General features: G+C 56.0%; 16 protein-coding genes. 3 read left to right on the forward strand and 13 right to left on the reverse strand.

Translation table 11 applies throughout. The annotated features are described in order from the left end of the window. Nucleotides 1–36: 36 nt before the first annotated feature. Nucleotides 37–1701 (reverse strand): NAD+ synthase, encoded by a 1665-nt coding sequence (locus ACTZWX_RS14615; protein ID WP_444714569.1) that lies wholly within the window; start codon nt 1699–1701, stop codon nt 37–39. 93 nt (nt 1702–1794) lie between these two features. Between ACTZWX_RS14615 and ACTZWX_RS14620 the strand changes: the two genes are divergently transcribed. Together ACTZWX_RS14620 and ACTZWX_RS14625 are read left to right on the forward strand one after the other, a co-directional pair. Then, nucleotides 1795–3441, forward strand: coding sequence for a sensor histidine kinase (locus tag ACTZWX_RS14620; protein ID WP_444714570.1), 1647 nt, complete (start codon nt 1795–1797; stop codon nt 3439–3441). Nucleotides 3442–3495: 54 nt separating this feature from the next. Then, nucleotides 3496–4881, forward strand: a complete 1386-nt coding sequence (locus ACTZWX_RS14625) for a sigma-54-dependent transcriptional regulator (protein ID WP_444714571.1) — start codon at nt 3496–3498, stop codon at nt 4879–4881. 6 nt (nt 4882–4887) lie between these two features. On the opposite strand, the gene ACTZWX_RS14630 is transcribed toward ACTZWX_RS14625, so the two are convergent. Further along, nucleotides 4888–5058, reverse strand: a complete 171-nt coding sequence (locus ACTZWX_RS14630; RefSeq protein WP_342631862.1) for a hypothetical protein — start codon at nt 5056–5058, stop codon at nt 4888–4890. Between ACTZWX_RS14630 and ACTZWX_RS14635 the strand changes: the two genes are divergently transcribed. Continuing rightward, nucleotides 4978–5499 carry a GspH/FimT family pseudopilin gene (locus ACTZWX_RS14635; RefSeq protein ID WP_444714684.1) on the forward strand — a complete coding sequence of 174 codons (522 nt, stop codon included), beginning with the start codon at nt 4978–4980 and terminating at the stop codon, nt 5497–5499. The genes ACTZWX_RS14630 and ACTZWX_RS14635 overlap by 81 nt on opposite strands. 10 nt (nt 5500–5509) lie before the next feature. Here ACTZWX_RS14635 and ACTZWX_RS14640 read toward each other — a convergent pair whose 3' ends face one another. From ACTZWX_RS14640 to ribF, 11 genes are all read right to left on the reverse strand, one after another. Then, a complete protein-coding gene (locus ACTZWX_RS14640) occupies nt 5510–5983 on the reverse strand; it encodes a type IV pilin protein (RefSeq protein ID WP_058091304.1) in 474 nt (157 codons plus the stop codon). A gap of 13 nt (nt 5984–5996) precedes the next feature. Then, on the reverse strand, nt 5997–9686 hold the full coding sequence (locus tag ACTZWX_RS14645) for a pilus assembly protein (protein WP_444714572.1): 3690 nt from the start codon (nt 9684–9686) through the stop codon (nt 5997–5999). A gap of 32 nt (nt 9687–9718) precedes the next feature. After that, on the reverse strand, nt 9719–10297 hold the full coding sequence (locus tag ACTZWX_RS14650; RefSeq protein WP_444714573.1) for a PilX N-terminal domain-containing pilus assembly protein: 579 nt from the start codon (nt 10295–10297) through the stop codon (nt 9719–9721). A 17-nt stretch (nt 10298–10314) separates the two neighbouring features. Beyond that, entirely contained in the window at nt 10315–11436 is a 1122-nt protein-coding gene (locus ACTZWX_RS14655) for a PilW family protein (RefSeq protein ID WP_444714574.1), read from the reverse strand. Next, the gene (pilV, locus tag ACTZWX_RS14660) at nt 11436–11897 is read right to left on the reverse strand and encodes a type IV pilus modification protein PilV (protein ID WP_444714575.1); all 462 of its coding nucleotides are present in this window, start codon (nt 11895–11897) and stop codon (nt 11436–11438) included. Before pilV ends, ACTZWX_RS14655 begins: the two co-directional genes overlap by 1 nt. 12 nt (nt 11898–11909) lie before the next feature. Further along, nucleotides 11910–12428, reverse strand: coding sequence for a GspH/FimT family pseudopilin (locus tag ACTZWX_RS14665; protein WP_444714576.1), 519 nt, complete (start codon nt 12426–12428; stop codon nt 11910–11912). A gap of 128 nt (nt 12429–12556) precedes the next feature. After that, entirely contained in the window at nt 12557–13507 is a 951-nt protein-coding gene (gene ispH, locus ACTZWX_RS14670) for a 4-hydroxy-3-methylbut-2-enyl diphosphate reductase (RefSeq protein WP_374814602.1), read from the reverse strand. 190 nt (nt 13508–13697) lie between these two features. Continuing rightward, nucleotides 13698–14150: an FKBP-type peptidyl-prolyl cis-trans isomerase gene (gene fkpB / locus ACTZWX_RS14675; protein WP_106693201.1), complete on the reverse strand. Its 453-nt coding sequence runs from the start codon at nt 14148–14150 to the stop codon at nt 13698–13700. A 5-nt stretch (nt 14151–14155) separates the two neighbouring features. Beyond that, nucleotides 14156–14680, reverse strand: coding sequence for a signal peptidase II (gene lspA / locus ACTZWX_RS14680; RefSeq protein WP_444714577.1), 525 nt, complete (start codon nt 14678–14680; stop codon nt 14156–14158). Continuing rightward, a complete protein-coding gene (ileS, locus tag ACTZWX_RS14685) occupies nt 14680–17499 on the reverse strand; it encodes an isoleucine--tRNA ligase (RefSeq protein ID WP_444714578.1) in 2820 nt (939 codons plus the stop codon). The genes lspA and ileS overlap by 1 nt, the downstream gene beginning before the upstream one ends. Before the next feature lie 33 nt (nt 17500–17532). Then, nucleotides 17533–18501: a bifunctional riboflavin kinase/FAD synthetase gene (gene ribF, locus ACTZWX_RS14690; RefSeq protein WP_444714579.1), complete on the reverse strand. Its 969-nt coding sequence runs from the start codon at nt 18499–18501 to the stop codon at nt 17533–17535. Between the last annotated feature and the right edge of the window lie 94 nt (nt 18502–18595).

The raw sequence follows: 18595 nt of genomic DNA on the forward strand, positions 1-18595 counted from the left end.
TCGCCGCCGGCCCTTATTTCTCTCAAGAGGAAGCTATCAGAAGCCAAGCTTCCAGCCATTGGTGATCGGATAGCGACGGTCTTTCCCGAAGCCCCGCTCGGTAATACGCACGCCAATAGGCGCCTGGCGGCGCTTATACTCGTTAATGTCCACCAGGCGCACCACCCGCTCAACATCCGCCCGCGCAAACCCCTCGGCAACAATCGCCTCGGCACTGTAGTCCCGCTCTACGTAAAAATGCAGAATCTGGTCAAGGATGTCATAGCCGGGCAGGCTGTCTTCGTCTTTCTGGTCTGGCGCCAGTTCAGCCGATGGCGGGCGGGTAATGACCCGCTCAGGAATCACCGGTGATACGCTGTTGCGGTACCAGGCCAAGCGGAACACCAGGGTTTTCGGCACGTCCTTGAGCACATCGAAGCCTCCAGCCATGTCGCCATAAAGCGTGGAATAGCCCACGGCCATCTCACTCTTATTACCGGTGGTCAGCACCAGGGAGTCGAACTTGTTGGACAGGGACATCAGCAACACACCGCGCAGGCGCGCCTGAAGATTTTCTTCCGTGGTGTCCGGGCGAGTGCCCTCAAAGGGTTTCGCCAGGGTCGCCATAAAGGTGTCGTACATCGGTTCAATGGAAAACACATCGTACTGAACGCCCATAGCATTTGCCTGGGCTTCTGCATCTTCCAGGCTGGCACTGGAGGTATAGCGGAATGGCATCATCACCGCCCGCACCCTCTCCTTACCCAGGGCATCTGCTGCCACGGCCAGAGTCACCGCGGAATCAATACCGCCCGACAACCCGAGGACCACCGATTTGAAGCCATTTTTGTTTACATAGTCTCGTACACCCGTGACCAAAGCGTTATAAACATTCGCCTCCAGTGACGGCTCCGCAGGCAGTGGCTGAGACACGGGCTGGCAGTGGTGCTCACACAGGAAATCTACTGGAAACAGGCCACTGGCAAACTGGGGGATTTCCACTTTTAAAGTGCCCGAGTGGTCATAAACCATCGAACCACCATCAAATACCAACTCGTCCTGACCGCCTACCAGGTTGACGTACACGATGCTGACGCAGTTTTCCGAGGCTTTTCGCTCCAGCAGCGCCTTTCGACGAGCCTGCTTGTCGATGTCATAGGGAGACGCATTCAGGTTCAGGACTAACTGGGCACCAGCAGCAGCCGCATCTTCGAGGGGGCCATCTTTCCAGAGGTCTTCACACACCGTGATACCCACCGGAACCCCTTTAATGTCGACAACCAGGCTCTGGGAGCCCTCGGCAAAGTAACGCTTTTCGTCGAACACCTGGTAGTTGGGTGGGCAGCGTTTGAAATACTGGCCCCGAATTTCTCCCGCTTCAATGATCACCGCCGCGTTGTAGAGCAGGCCCGCCGAACGTATGGGCACACCAATGACAATCGCGGGCGCCAGGTTCGCCTGTTGCAAACGCTCAAGCGCTTCTTGCACTCGCAAATCCAGGCTCGGCCTAAGCAACAGGTCTTCCGGCGGATACCCGGTCAAACAGAGTTCCGGGAACAATACGATATCCGCCCGGTGCTGTTCCACTGCCTCACGGGTGGCCTGAATGATCAAATCGGTATTGCCAGGAATATCTCCCACCAGAAAATCCAGCTGGGCCATCACTACCCGGAGCTTACGGGGTGCAGCAGTGTCTTCGGTGGATGTACCGGGTACCGTCATGGTCAAGGCTCCTGTAACTTATTGCCGTTAAAAGGCTATTATAACCCTCCAAAGACAAGGATTTCTCCTGACCAGAGGCAGATAACCACATCCATGGTAACCGACGCGCCCTCAGTCACAGCCGCACGCTCTCCATTCGGACCGCGGGCACACCATCAACAGGTGAGGCTGTTCCGCATCTACAATCATTACCGGCTGGTGATCAGTCTGATGCTGGTGGGCCTGCTGTTTGTGGACCCCTTCACGACCGACTCCAAGTTTCGCTGGCTGGATTATTATCAGGCCGGGGCCGTGTCTTACCTTGCAATTAACGGATTTATCGGGATCATGTTGCTGGTCGGACTGCAGCCACGACAACGGCATATCACCCTTTCCATACTGGTCGACATTCTGGTTATGCATGGTTTGTTACTGGCCAGTACCGGCATCACCAACGGCCTCGCCAATCTGGTTATTGTCTCCGTTGCAGCCGGCAATATTCTCAATCCCAGCCGTATGGGCACCTTCTACGCGGCGCTCTCGGCCATCTGCTCCCTTGGCATCTCCGGCTGGGCGGTACTGGCGATCAACGAATCTGCCGATGACATTGTTCGCGCCGGCTCACTGGGCATCCTCTATTTTGCCGCTGCCTTCGTTCTGCAAGGCATCTCAAAGCGCATGATGCGCAGCGAGGCTCTTGCCACCAGCCGTGCCAGAAGCATTGCCGAGCTGGAGCAGATCAACCAGCAGATCATCCAGCGCATGCGAACGGGCATTCTGGTGCTGGACCGTTTCGGCCAGGTCCGACTGGCTAACGCAGCGGCGGAGGAGCTGCTTTTCGGCTCGGTAAACAGCCAAGGCAGCGCAGAGCACCACAACCGATTACTGCCCAAACCTTTGCGCAAAGGCCTGGAGGCCTGGCTGAAAAATCCCAACATGCGCATCGAGCCATTCCAGGCTTCGCCTACGTCCCCCCTGCTACAGGCCAACTATACTCAACTGGACCAGGAGCGGGGTGACCAGATCCTGGTATTCATTGAAGACATGAGCAAAGTCACCCAGCAAGCCCAACAAATGAAGCTGGCTTCACTGGGGCGCCTGACCGCCGGCATCGCCCATGAGATCCGCAATCCCCTGGGAGCCATCAGCCACGCGGCGCAACTGATGGAGGAGTCGCCCAACCTGGACAACGGCGATAAACAGATGCTGGATATCATTCGCCGACACTCGAACCGGGTGAACGGCATCATTGAAAACGTGCTCGACCTGTCCCGGCGCCGGGCAGCCAACTCAGAGCAGGTGGACCTGAGGGACTGGCTTACCGAATTCACCCGGGACTTCCAACAGACCCGGGACGACGGTTCCAAAGCCATCATCGAATTACAGGCCGACGATGCCGTACCGCCTGCCCGCTTTGACAAGAGCCAGATTGAGCAGGTCATGGTGAATCTGTGTGACAATGGTTTGCGCTACAGCAAACAACAGACCGGGCAAAACAGGATACAATTAGCGGTGGGCGCCACGGCGGATGGCGAGCGGGCTTACGTGGATGTACGGGATTTCGGCCCCGGCATCACATCGGAGCATCGACACTCGGTTTTTGAGCCCTTTTTCACCACCGACAAAAGTGGCACGGGCCTTGGCCTGTACCTGGCCCGGGAACTTTGCGAGGCCAACCAGGCGCATTTGTCGTTGGTGGAAGATGAGCAGCCAGGCTGTCGCTTTCGCATTACCTTCGCGCATCCCGGGCGGATGATTTAAACCGGGCGAGGGGCATCGGGCGTTTGAAATTCAACAGGGAACCGAACACAAATAATGACACACCAAACAGCGCTGATTGTTGACGACGAACCGGATATCCGGGACTTGCTGGAAATCACCCTCACCCGCATGGGGATTACCACCTACACTGCACCGGACCTGACCACAGCCCGGGCCTTGCTTGAACAGCATAAGCCCCAACTGTGCCTGACCGACATGAACCTGCCAGACGGCAACGGTATAGACCTCGTGCATTGGATTCAGCAGCACACGCCCTGTACGCCGGTTGCCGTAATCACTGCCTACGGCAACATGGACACTGCCATCGAATCACTCAAGGCCGGCGCTTTCGACTTTGTCTCCAAGCCTGTGGAACTGCCCCGCCTGCGGGAACTGGTGAACAGCGCCCTGAAGCTGAGCGAACCCAAGAACCAGGATAGCCCCGAAGACGACGAGCCAGGACTTCTTCTCGGCGAGTCCCCACAAATCCGCAAGCTGCGAAACCAGACCCGAAAACTGGCCCGCAGCCAGGCGCCGGTGTTCATCAGCGGCGAATCCGGCAGCGGCAAGGAACTGGTCGCCCGAATGATCCACATGCAAGGCCCCCGCTCCGATGGCCCCTTTATCGCCGTTAACTGTGGCGCCATCCCTTCGGAACTGATGGAAAGCGAGTTCTTTGGCCACAAGAAAGGCAGTTTTACCGGTGCGGTCGAAAACAAGGAGGGCCTGTTCCGAAGCGCCAACGGCGGTACCCTGTTCCTGGACGAAGTCGCCGACCTGCCCCTGGCCATGCAGGTAAAGCTGCTGCGCGCCATTCAGGAAAAGGCAGTGCGGCCGGTGGGCGACACCAAAGAGTTGCATGTCGACATCCGTGTGCTCAGCGCCACCCACAAGAACCTGCCAGAACTGGTGCAGGAAGGCAGCTTCCGTCAGGATCTGTTTTACCGGATTAACGTGATTGAACTGGCGGTACCGCCTCTGCGCGAGCGGGCGGAAGACATTTCCCTGCTGGCCGACCATATTCTGCAGCGCATCGCCCGAGAGTACGAATGCGCCCCCGCCAAACTAACGCCGGGGGCTATCGAACGCCTGCAGGGATACGATTTCCCAGGCAACGTGCGGGAGCTGGAGAACATTCTGGAGCGGGCGTTTACGCTGTGTGATGAAGATTTTATTGATGCGGCTGATTTGCATCTGGGCGGTGGTGCTATCCCCGGAACCCCGGTATCGGAGCGCAGCTCTGACACTGGCACATCAGAGGCTCCTGCTCCTGTACCCGAGGGGGAGATAGACCTGGAAGGCTTCCTGGAGAACATCGAGCGGCAGGCGATTGAGAAGGCGCTAGAGGCAACCCGGTGGAACAAGACGGCGGCGGCCAAGAGGCTGGGGATCAGTTTTCGGGCGTTGAGGTATCGGTTGAAGAAGTTGGGGATGGAGTAGATAATTTCACTCGGCTCCCAGGACGAGAGCTAAGCTACCAATCACAAGGACGTAGAAATGAAAAAACAACATTACCGGGGATTCACCCTCATAGAGTTGCTGCTCACTATGGCCATACTGACCATCGCGCTCGGTATTGGCCTCCCCTCGTTTGGCAAACTCATCGAGGATAGTCATCGCAAGGACACTCTGCATCAGCTACTGACTGGCATAAGCTACGCCCGAACTGAGGCCATCACCAGAAGCGCGAATATTACCTTGTGCCCACTGGATGCACACGGTAAATGTTCGGCAGACTGGAACAAGCCAATCACAATTTTTGTCGATTCATCACGATCCCGGAATCTGACTTCGTCAGATGACATCCTTCGGGTGCTGCCCTCTCCCTCCCAAGGCTACCTCTACGGGAGAACAGGAATCAGAAAGCACTTTGGGTTCAGATCGACGGGAATGGCGCGGGAAAGTATCGGACATCTACTCTGGTGTCCCCCAGATGGCGACCCGAGACAAGCCTTCCAGATCAGAATCAATATGGGGGGAAGGCCAATTCTGGCAAGGGATAGTGACCATGATGGTATAGTCGAAGACACCTATGGGCGGAACATAAAATGCCCATAGGCGCAAAGGGTTATTGATTCCACTCCACCCAGGAACCAGCACCATCCTTATTCCATTGACGAACGCCATTCGACAACAAGCGCAGTGCACCATCGCCGGCCTGCGCTCCCTTGGGTGTGGCAACCAAAGTATAGGTATTTCGAGTCGCGGCACCGATAGTCAGGTCGTAAAACTTGGTGGAACCATCGAGCGGGGCCTGTGTGGGAAAGATCTCGGGAGCGCCAGTATCAGCGCCCGAAGCCGCGGCTCCGAGATAGCTATTTCCGTTATCCGTGTAATGGCGCTCCATAGCAGCGCTGAACGCAGTTAACGCAGCCTGCGCATCGGAACGGCGGCTTTTCTCAACCGAGCTTTGATAGGAGGGATACGCAATGGCTGCAAGGATACCAACAATGGCAACCACGATCATAAGCTCAATTAACGTAAAACCGCGCTCATCAGCAGGCCGGGCATAGCCCGGTCCTGTGTTTAATGCATCGTTCATAGTTGATCCTGTTTTAGTCAATGAGCTCATGCCAACCTACTCGCCGGGTACCACTGAGACCGGCACCGAAGTCAGTCAAAAACGGTGTTTTGTTTGCGGCCGTGTCAGGGGCAATCAACAAATTATCGATGAACGAAAGGCCGGTAATAATACCATCTCCATAGTACACTCCAGCCCAACCCTGATCATCGCCGTCGAGCTTGCCATCATTATTCACATCGATAATCGACTTACTGGAATCTGTTGATCCGTCCAGTTGGAGCGCCGTCAGGAAGGAGCTACCGCCACCGCCACACGGATCACCGCCCACCGGAATGGTGGATGCGAAGACAACATAATTGCCGCGCACCACAGGAGCCTCCGAAAGCCGCTCACCAGAGCTTGGCAGATCCACATACCAGCCAAATTTGTTTGCCCAATCCAAGGCGGCACCGTCCGTCTTTCGCACCGGCCTCGGTTCTCCATCAACCATTATGCTACCACCGGTAAACGTCCGCAGGGCCAGGTCATCTCTGGCTAAAGGATTGCCATTACTATCAACAGACGTTCCACGATCGCTTATGCCATAGAATGTCTGGGTTTGCGATGTTGCCCCTGCAGCCGGGATATCTGATGCGTCCAGATACTTACCGGTCCCAAAGAAGACCAGCAAGTTGGGGTCATTCAAGTCTTTCTTGTACGTATTCCGAGCAATATCAGGCTGCGCGGTAATCGGCTGTGCGTTGCCCAGATTATCTTTAGCCACGAACAGAGGGTTCCCATTATAAAGAACACCCCAGCTATTCTTCCCACCACTGAGGTCGATGGCCCACAAACGGCCCTCAAGATCGCCGGCATAGACACGATCGGCAACACCATCACTATTCGGATCACCATTCACATCCATGAAATCAACCAGACGCGGCGCCGACAGGCCGGCACCATTTGCAACCTCGATGAATTCATAGTTACCCGGGTTTTCAATATCGAGCACGAACAGTCCGTTCTTTCCGCTTGGTGCGCCGTAGCCGTTACTGAATACGGCACTCCATCGATAATCACCGTCTGCCCACTTAAGTAGTGCAATCTGAACAGCCTCCGTCATATTACCGAGGTTGTTGTTACCGGAGAATTCCCACATAACTGTGGATCCGGCATTGGCCGCCGAGAAACTGGATGGATCCGTGACGTCCAGAGCGAAAATACCCGGCGTGGCGCCTCGCGAGCCACCGATAACAATAGAGCGCCAGGCACCATTAGCGTATACATCAGAGGTGTTAAGCGGCAGATCCACATAGCTCTGGAAATCCAGGTTAGGATCAGTCAGGGCACTCAGACCTTTGTTTGCATTCGTCGAGTACAGGAAACCCGGTATGTAGGCCAACAACTCTTCGCCGGTGTCGGCATCAAAACCATGCAACATGCCATCGTTCGCGCCAACATAGACCGCTTTCGTGCGACTCTTCTTGCTTGTCTTGAACGCACTGTATGGCGTCGCGCCAAACATCGTTTTATCCGGCCAGATACGGTTGGGTTCGCCGACATACACCGGTGCCGAATTGATGATGGCGCCCAAGCGGCTCTTGCGATCCCGGAAGGTGACGCCCTCCGCGCTGGTGACCTTATTGCCCTTGATGAAAGACAAACGCGCTTGCCCCAGTGCATCTGAGCCACCCGCCTTCAGATCCGCTTTTTGGGTGGTGGTCAGGTTTGCCCAATCAAAGGTGACGCCACTCCCATTATTGGTCAGAATAAGACGCGGATCGGTTGAAAGATCTCTGGCGTTCAGAATCGTCGCTGCATCCCATTTCTCGCTGGACACAACACCATCCTTGTCAATAGCCTCGGCCTTCAGCGTTCCGGTCCAGATCTGGGAGGTAAACTGAGCGCTGAAAATATAGCCACCACTTTTTAACGACGTCGTGTTAAAGCTGACGTTCGAACCACTTCCCTGTTGCTGCTGGACATCATCAATTGCGGCTTCCAGAGCCTTCACAAGTTCTGTTGTTGACTGGGCATCATAATATTCCCCTTTGCCGTTGACCGCCGCATGGTACAAGTCATCAATCTGCGACTCGCCACCGAAGCTGTTCATGTTCGTGCTGCCCCAATCGGGCGGATTGTTGTGGGCATCCATCACCTTGGAATAGCCACGCCCAGCAAATTTGTCCCCCTTCATACCCAAGGCGACAGTGAAGGTGTTCATGTGGAAGTCCCGGTTACAGTCCATCCAAGGCTTTTCTGCGCCTGTTCCACAAGCCGCATCCACACGCATTTCGCCACCAGGAAGAATAGCTCCAGCTGCCGTTCTCAAACCCTGGTTGTAGTAGTAGGCTACGTCGCCAAGGGTTCCGGAATACTTGCTATTGGCAAATGGCGCATCCGCATCTTTATCGGCATTGCCGAAATTCCAGCTACTGCCCGGATTCGAGGAGTATCCATCGGTAAACAAAAGTGCAAAGTTCTTTCTGCACTCGAGTGTCCCTCGAACATTCTCGTCAGCAAACAACTTACCCGCGCGATCAAGGGCTTGACGGTTCGGGGTACCTAACGCCGTATATGTGCCATCCACAAATCGCCCATAGTTGGCATCCAAAAAGGATTCTCCACTGGAGTCCGAGTTGTACATCGTGACGCTTGGAGAACTGTCGTTGATCCAGAAAATCCCCAACCGCATGTTCTCCAGGTTTTTTACTGACTCCGCGACAGCACCCCGTATTACCTGATGGCGACGACGATAGTACGAAAACCAGTTGGCAAAGTTCTGCTGTTGCTCTGCAAAAAAGTCATCCACAGAACCGGTACCATTCAAAGCGGCATAAACCTCGGCTTTGTTGGCACCGTTGGTGTCATCAACCAACTCGAGCCTCTGAATGCAGGTTCCATCCGGGGCAAACCCCATCTTTCGTGAAGGGATAACGTTTCCAGAAGCATCCTTAAAGAGGTAGGTCTTGTTTTCCTGACGCCAGTCCGTGTATTCGTTTGACTCTATGCTCGAGCAGGAGAGCAACTTGGTCTCATCGGTAATAACAGGCTGGCGACTATTGGCAAAAATATAATCATAATGACTATTGTTCCAGCAACCCCATCTTCGATTACATTCACGGCGGTAACAGTAACCGTTGTCGGTAATACCGTCCCAACTTGAAGAGCACTGCTGGTAACGTTCACTAGTCTCAAAAACTTCTGCGGTTTTGTTAACCACAAAAAAGGTCGCTGGAATATCATCTGATCCAAGACCGAGTGTATTCGTCGCTGTCAGGTCGTAGCTTTCAGATCGATTACCAAAACCAGCATCCATGCTGGCGTCTGTGATATCTGCGTCCGCAAAAGTGTTATTTGCGCCAGACGGCCACGGTTTGTACTCTGCGCCTGGATCATAATACTGCAGATTGTAGGTGCTAGACCGAAGATAATAATAACGCTTCTGAAAGCTGTACCAGCTATTATACAGGCGATCACCATCTTTATAGGGCCGGTCGTAACCCGGATCGAACAGATAATAATTGGTTATGTCTCCCTGCACACCAACACTGGGAGCAATGACCTCGTAATCCATACTCCCTGAATCGTCGATCACAAACATCAGATTGTGATCAACCGCAGCGTCAATAAACAGAGGACGGTCTGCGACAGTCGCCGACCAGCCGATCGCTGGCCAAGCCACAAACATTGCGACCAGACTGCTCTTCAGGCCTTGTCGAAAGAAATTTTTAACCTTCATATTTACTCTCCACGTGATCTGTCACGCAATGCTTATTGGGCTCGGATAACGTAGGCTTCAACCGCTCGACCAGCCTCGCCAGATGCCCCGCTGCTGTATGCGACTACCCGAAAAACCCGTCCGTTCGATGTCGACTGCTGAACCCCATCGGCCACGCCTCCGGTGCCCAGACCAAACCCACTATTGGTAGTTGAGCCGGTTGCAGGCGTTTCCTTGATAAAATATCTAGGCGGCTCCGCCAGAAGATCCACTCCGTCTAGCTGAGGCATCGGAGCCTGTCTTGTGCCATTTCCATTTCCACCTCCTGACGGCGCAGCCCAGGTTTGGGGGTTCAGTAAATCCGTCGGTGCGGCGGTAGTCTCATCGTAAAGACCGGCACCGGCACTAAATGTGGGGAGCGTGCCACCGCTCAACTCCGCTTCAGCTGCCAACAGCGCCGCTTCTGCGCCCTCGAGGGCGATCTGAGCGTCTCGCTGAGCCGAAACCATCCGTTCCTGGGTAGACGTACCCTGCATGCTCGAAAGAGCAAGCACCGTCAGAACCAGCAAGATGACCAGACTTACAAGTAGAGCCGCGCCGCGCTGCTGCTTCGGGAATCGATTAGCTGGCATCCAAGTTTTCAAATGACTCATGGCGATGTATCCAAAAGACGGTTACGAATGCTGTAAGTTGACGTGTAAACCCGATAATAGTGGCGGTCAGCCGTGTTGGCGGGCGTCCAGTTATTACCAGCCGTACAATTTGACCAGGCCGGATAACAGACATTCTGCAATGACCCAGCCACACCATCCTCCTGGCTGCGCACTAGAAGGCTGATGCGAACAGCTTTAACATAAGCAACTGATTTATCATTGACAGTTGTTAAGTTACCGGCATTAACCGTTTGCCAGTTATTGATCACGTTGTCTCCCCTTGGACCCGAGCCAACTTGCACTTGCATATCGATAACATCAGTCACAATTTCTTGACGATTGATAACGCCGGTAGGCCCAAATCCGTCGAAAACCAATGACCTCCGGCCATTATCGTCTCTGATGTAGTAGCGCTCTACGTAACCAGTGAAAAGCTCACCACCGGCAAGTGTCGCCGGAAAGCAGTTTGGCAGGGAGCTGTCGCTACAGCTCCCTGCTGCTTCATTGCCCGGGACAACAGCATTTCCACCGGAATCGGTGATAGTCGCTGCCAGATCTACTGTGTTGTTGGCAAGATCTATGTCGGAGACCCTGAAAACAATCGCATCATCACAATCACTTAGCATGGCAAACCCACCTTGGTTGACCTGGCCTGCTGACAGTGACTGCAAAGGAATTGTTCTACCACTGATCGGCGCCCCATTGGTTCCGCCTGCACTCGTATCCACAGGCAATGCAACACTTCGCATACCCTTGAGCTGGATCAGGACAGTCCCCGTAGCCGCCGTTGTTCCATCACCTATATCGAACTGAATACCCTGAGGGTCGACGAAGTTGTGCAAATCTGGATCGTAACTACCATGGTTTTCATCCACCACACTCCGGATTCTGTCTGCGCTTAGGCATCCCCAGTAGTCAGTACTCCGAACACTTCTACCTAAAATATCCTGAGCCAGTCGACCAGACTCCTGCATGCGCCCGATCGACTCCGCCAAACGGAACGTATCGCTCCCGCTAACAAAGAGTTGAGCCACACCCAGTGTCAAAAGTAAGCCCAGCACCGACGCAATAAGAAGCTCAACGAGCGTCAAACCTGCCTGTTTACCCAAGTCCTTCATTACTGGAACCTCGTGACTAATGTGTAGTCTGATGTGGCTTCACCGGCACCGGGTGTTGCCGTTGCATCCGGATACATGATGCGCTCTGGCCAGATCACCTCAACCGTAAATTCATTTGTCGTGCCATCCCAGCTAGAGTCGAACGTCGCTCCGGGCATAGTGTGTGACATAGCTTCACACCAGACTTGAAACTGCCCGGACAGCGATGAGCAAGAAGCCGTGCTGCCGCCGGATTGCGCGAAGTCAGACGGGGTATTGGTCGTTCTGGCCAGTTCGGTCAGTTCCTGAGCGAACAAAGTGGCCTGGGTTCGAAGCTCGGCATTGCTGATATTCTGTAAAGACAACAACTGCAGAGCTGCCGCTCCCAGTAGTCCGATCCCCAGAACCAGTACGGCCACCAAAACCTCAATCAGGGAGAATCCCTGTTCATTAACCGGCAATTGGGTATTTTTGCGTTTCACAACATCCATTCCTTAAGGGCAGCTTATGTTGGTGTTATTGTTGATTCGAACCTGACCACCGACATTCACTTCAAGATCAACTGCTTCAGTACCAGACTGACCACATACGCGATAATCGAACTGCTGACTGGCCATACCGCGACCACTAAAAATAAGATCGGCAGCTGTGGAGGGTGTAATTTGACTTATGGACACGCTGCCAGAAAGAGAGTTGGTGGTTCTTAACAGCTGATCCGGACCAGCCGTGCCCGCTTTACAGGCCGCTATGGCAGCCTGAACACATACAGCGTAGCCCGCACTTGTATCGCTGGTATCTCTTGCATAAACCGCGACCCGATTTCCACGACGAATCGCCTCTGATCGCGCAAAACTAAGCAAGCCAGACATGTCGTTTGCGGCTGCCGAGCGCTGACTGGAATCGATCAGCCGGCCAAAATTAGGCACAGCGATCGCCGCAGTTATGCCGACTAACACGATCACAACCAACAACTCAATTAATGTGAATCCTCGCTGCGCGTTGATACTGCGCATAAGCCAGCTCCCTGAACAATTTTTCATGTTTACAGAATAAAGTCGCAAAAAAAAACCGCCAGATGTCATCGACAAATGGCGGTTTAGGACTGACGAGCGGAAATCAGTCTTTTGTAATCTGACGCAGCTCACACATTAATAGCATCGATCCGCAATTCCTTAGGCATAGAGAACACAATATTCTCCTCCCTACCCGTCACTTCCTGGGGCTCTTCCCCACCCAGCTCCTTCAGCCGGCTAATCACATCCGCCACCAGCACTTCCGGTGCCGAGGCACCCGCTGTTACACCGACGGCCTGCTTGCCTTCCAGCCATTGGGGTTCAATCTGGGCCGCTTCGTCGATCAGGTAGGCCGGGGTACCCATGCGTTCGGCCAGTTCCCGCAAGCGGTTGGAGTTGGAGCTGTTCGGTGAACCGACAACCAGCATCAGGTCGCAGTCGCCGGCCAGTTGTTTGACGGCATCCTGGCGGTTCTGGGTGGCGTAGCAGATGTCGTCTTTGCGGGGGCCTTCAATTTCCGGGAATTTGGCGCGCAGGGCGTCGATCACCCGGGCGGTGTCGTCCATGGAGAGAGTGGTCTGGGTGACGTAGGCGAGGCGGCTGGGGTCTTTCACTTCCAGCTTTTGTACGTCCGCTTCGTCTTCTACCAGGTAGATGTCGCCGCCGTTGCTGTGGTCGTACTGCCCCATGGTGCCTTCGACTTCCGGGTGGCCATGGTGGCCGATGAGGATGCATTCTCGGCCGTCGCGGCTGTAGCGCATGACTTCCATGTGGACTTTGGTGACCAGTGGGCAGGTGGCGTCGAAAACTTTCAGGCCACGGCGGGCAGCTTCGTTCTGCACTGCCTGGGACACGCCGTGGGCGCTGAAGATGACAAGTTTGTCGTCTGGCACTTCGTGCAGTTCGTCAACAAAGATGGCCCCGCGGTTGCGGAGGTTGTCGACGACGAATTTGTTGTGGACGACTTCGTGGCGTACGTAGATGGGGGCGCCGAATACGTCGAGGGCGCGGTTTACGATTTCTATGGCGCGGTCTACGCCGGCACAGAAGCCACGGGGGTTAGCGAGTCGGATTTGCATCATCTTGCCTTTGGAGTTTCCGCCTGGTGGAGTTGGTCGCCCGCGTGCTGCGGGGAGGAGCTTTCAGGGACACGCTGTGAATACGTCCGTGTACGCTTGACTGCAGCATCCCTGCTGCAGACAGTCCCTGAAAGCTCCTCCCCGCATCCCGCTATATTCGAGTTAGCTGTTCAGGGCCGCGCCTTGGCCATCAATGCGTAGGCCCAGCCGGCTCCACATCAATGATCTTCACTTCAAAGCTCAGTGTATGCCCTGCCAGCGGGTGATTAAAGTCCACATCCACTTGATCACCTTCCACCCTCTTGATCACCCCGGGCAGCTCCTGCTGGCGCGCGTCGGCGAAAGACACCACCACGCCGGGCTCCAGCACCATGTCGGCGCTGAATTCGTGGCGTTTGAAGGTTTGTACGTTGCTGGGGTTGTGCTGGCCGAAGGCTTTTTCCGGTGGCACCTGGAAGGTTTGGTGGTCGCCGGCTTTCAGGCCCATTAAATAGGCCTCGAAGTTTTCCGGCAGGTTTTCGTCGCCGATTTCCAGGGTGGCCGGTTCTTTATCGAAGGTGGAGTCCACGGTTTCGCCATCCTCAAATTTGAGGGCGAAGTGGAGTTTTACGCGGGTTCCCTTGTCGATAGGTAGGTCTTTCATGGGAATCAGTTGCTCCGGTTGGCATCGCCGCTGTCGTCAGCGGGTTTGCGGAATGCGTCGAGTATCATCATGGCGGCACCGATGGTGATGGCGGTGTCGGCCAGGTTGAAGGCCGGGAAATGCCAGTCCTGCCAGTAGAAGTGCAGGAAGTCCACCACATAGCCATGCACTACCCGGTCGTAGACGTTACCAAGGGCGCCACCGAGGATGAGTACGATGGCGATGGCCATCCAGGTTTCGTGGCTCTGGAGTTTTCTGAGCCAGCCCACCAGTACCACGCTGACCACGATGGCCAGGGTTACGAAGAACCAGCGCTGCCAGCCGGCGGCATCCGCCAGGAAGCTGAAAGCAGCGCCGGTGTTGTGCAGCAGGGTCAGGTTGAAGCTGGGCATCACCGGTACGGGGTTGCCGTAGGTGAGCATGGCGGTGGCGAGGGCTTTGGTGCCCAGGTCCAGGGCTATCACCAGCACCGCCAGCCACAACCATTTTAATTTGCTACCCACACGGGCTTCAGTCATCACAGTGTCCATCAGGCGTAGGCGCGGGTTTCGCCCGGGCCTTCCACGTTGGTGACGCAGCGCCCGCACAGGTCGCTGTGCTGCTCATTGGCACCCACATCTTCGCGGTGGTGCCAGCAGCGTTCGCACTTGGCGTGGGCAGCCGGCTGCACTTTCACCAGCAGGCCTTCCAGGTTGGTTTGCTCGGCGCCCGCCGCTTCGCTCACCGGTTTCACGGTAGCTTCTGAGGTAATCAGTACAAAGCGTAACTCTTCGCCCAGGTGGTTCAGGCGCTCGGCCAGGCTACCTTCACAGTACAGGGTGACCTCAGCACTCAGGGAGCCTTTGATTTCGCCGCGGGCACGGGCTTCTTCCAGGCACTTGTTGACGGCTTCTTTTACCGCGTAGATCTCGCGCCAGTAGTCCCGGCCCAGATCAAAGTCTTCCGGCAGAGCGGTCAGGCCTTCATACCAGGTTTCATAGAACACCGTGTCACCGCGCTTGCCTGGCAGGTGCTGCCAGATTTCATCGGCGGTGAAGCTCAGGATCGGGGCAATCCAGCGCACCAGGGCTTCGGCTACATGATAGAGCGCCGTCTGGCAGGAACGCCGCGCCAGACTGTCAGCCTGGGTGGTGTACTGGCGATCTTTGATGATGTCCAGGTAGAAACCGCCCAGGGTGGATTCACAGAAGTTGTATACCTTCTGGTAAATCCGCAGGAAGGCGTAGTTGCCGTAGTCTTCGTGCAACTCGTTCTGCAGCTGCAGGGCACGGTCCACCATCCAGCGGTCCAGGGCGATCATGTCTTCCGGCGCCACAGTGTGCTGCTCCGGATCAAACCCGGTCAGGTTGCTCAGCAGGAAGCGGGCGGTGTTACGGATACGGCGATAGCCGTCTGCCGTCTGGCGCAGGATGTCCTTAGAGACGCTCATCTCACCGCTGTAGTCGGTGGCGGATACCCACAAGCGCAGGATGTCGGCACCCAGTTCGTTCATCACTTCCTGTGGTGCGATCACATTGCCCATGGACTTGGACATCTTGTAGCCCTTGGCGTCCACGGTGAAGCCGTGGGTCAGCACCTGCTTGTACGGGGCCACGCCATTCATGGCGATGGAGGTTTTCAGGGACGACTGGAACCAGCCTCGGTGCTGGTCGGAGCCTTCCAAGTACAGATCGGCCGGGAACTGGCCCAGTTCCTCCCGCACTCTCAGAACAGAGTCGTGGGTGACACCGGAATCAAACCAGACATCCAGGGTATCCATTACTTTTTCGTACTGGTCGGCATCTGCGCCCAGCAGTTCCTTCTGGTCAATGTCGTACCAGGCGTCGATGCCGCCGGCTTCCACCGCTTGGGCTACCTTCTCGATCAGTTCCTGGGTGTTCGGATGCAGTTCCTGGGTCTCCTTGTGGATAAACAAGGTGATCGGTACACCCCAGGTGCGCTGACGGGAGATACACCAGTCCGGGCTCTGCTCGAACATGGCCTCGATACGATTCTGGCCCCAAGATGGCACCCAGCGGATGCCCTTGATGGCTTCCAGAGCATCGGCGCGGAGGTTGAGCTTGTCCATGCTGATGAACCATTGGGGCGTGGCCCGATAGATCAGCGGGGTTTTGGTCCGCCAGCAGTGCGGGTAGCTGTGGCGGAATTTCTCCGAGCGCACCAGCTTACCTTCACGCTCAAGGGCGCTGCATACGGGCTCGTCGGCCTTGTATACGTGCACGCCGGCAAACTCGCCAGCCGCTTCGGTGTAGGTACCGTCAGCTTTCACCAGGTTGATGGTGCCAATGCCGTAGGCCTTGCCTACTTCAAAGTCTTCCATACCGTGGTCTGGTGCGGTGTGGACTGCGCCGGTACCGGCATCCAGGGAGACATGGTCGCCCAGCAGCACCGGAACCTGTTTGTCATACACCGGATGGTGCAATAGCTGGTTTTCCAGCGCTGAACCGACCACATTGGCCAGCACCTGATAATCTTCCACCCCCCAGCGGGCCATGATGCCCTGCACCATATCGGTGGCCAGAATCAGGCGCTCAGGGCCGCTGCCGACATCCAGTTGCACCAGTGCGTATTCCAGGTCCGCACCGATGGACACCGCCTGATTGGCGGGGATAGTCCAGGGGGTGGTAGTCCAGATCACAACCGACACATCGCCCTGGCCATCGCTGGTGCCGAAGGCTTTCAATACAGCGTCCTGATCCACGGCGGTGAAGCGCACGTCGATCTGGGTAGAGGTTTTGTCCTGGTATTCAACTTCGGCTTCTGCCAGTGCGGACTGACCAACCACACTCCAGTATACCGGCTTGAATCCGCGCACCAAGTGGCCCTTGGCCACGATCTTGCCCAGTGCCCGCACAATGCCCGCTTCCACTTTCGGGTCCATTGTCAGGTAGGGCTTGTCCCACTCGCCCATGACGCCCAGGCGGATGAAGTCGGCCTTCTGGCCCTCGATCTGCTTGGCGGCGTAGTCACGGCAGGCCTGGCGGAAGGTTTTGTAATCCACCTTAACGCCCGCCTTACCGATTTCCTGCTCTACTTTGTGTTCGATCGGCAGACCATGGCAATCCCAGCCGGGCACGTAAGGTGCATCAAAGCCCATGAAGCTGCGGGATTTCACGATCATGTCTTTCAGGATCTTGTTGACCGCATGCCCGATATGAATGCTGCCGTTAGCGTATGGAGGGCCATCGTGCAGGATGAACTTTTCCCGGCCTTCGCGCTGCTTGCGCAGGTTGCCGTATACGTTCAGGTCCTGCCAGTGCTTGAGCATGTCCGGCTCGCGCTTGGCCAGGTTGCCGCGCATGGGAAACGCGGTTTCCGGCAGATTCAGGGTATGCTTGTAGTCGCTCATGTCGTTGTGCGTACTCTCGGTTGGTCAGTTGAATCAGGTTTCCGGCGTGGCGGGATTACTCGCCAGCCAGGCCCGGGCATGCTCGAAATCCCGGGCGATCTGTTGCCGCAGTTCGTCAACAGAATCGAATTTCACTTCGTCCCGCAGGCCGTGGCGGAATACCACGTCCAGATGCTGGCCATAAAGTGTGCCAGCAAAGTCGAACAGGTGCACTTCCAGTGATGGCCGCTTGCCATCCACTGTGGGGCGCAAGCCAATATTGGCGATGCCATCGCACCATTCGCCGCTTTCAAGCCGGGCCCGCACTACGTACACGCCCCGCAGCGCCGGCATTCGGTCAAGCAGGATATTGGCGGTGGGCGCACCTATCTGGCGCCCCAACTGGCGCCCGTAAACAATCCGGCCGTGAATACGGTAAGGATGCCCGAGCAAGCGTTCCGCTTCCTCAAGGCCGTTCACATTCAGGGCATTGCGAACCCGGGTGCTGCTCACCCGCTCGCCATCCACCGTCACGGTACGGGTATTCTCGACGGTGAAGTCGTGCTCCTGGCCAACCTGCTCCAACAGCTTGAAATCCCCCGCCCGGTCGCAGCCAAAACGGAAGTCATCGCCCACCACAAGATGGCGCACCGCCAGGCCCTGGATCAGCACATCCTCCACAAAGCCCATGGCAGAATAACTGCGGAATCGCTCGTCGAAACGGATGCACAGCACCACATCCACGCCCTCGGCCAACAACGCCTCAAATTTCTGGCGGAACGGCATGAGTCGTGGTGGCGCGCCAGCACCCTGGAAAAACTCCCGGGGCTGAGGCTCAAAAATCATTACCACCGAGGGCACGTCCAGCTCAGCGGCTTTCTGCTTCACCTGATCAATAATGGTTTTGTGGCCCAGGTGCACGCCATCGAAATTGCCGATGGTCGCCACACAGCCATCGGCGAGCGGCGAATCCGCTTGCCCGGACAGGCGCTTAAGATTGGTCAGGCCTCGAATCAGACGCATGTACTGCGAACCTTCACTTGCCAGCTGACTTTTCGGCGCCCATGCCCAAGGCAAGGCGCTGGTGAGAAAACGCGCGATTATACCCCAGACGGGG

The organism is Marinobacter sp. NSM (assembly GCF_052380025.1).
GTDB lineage: Bacteria > Pseudomonadota > Gammaproteobacteria > Pseudomonadales > Oleiphilaceae > Marinobacter.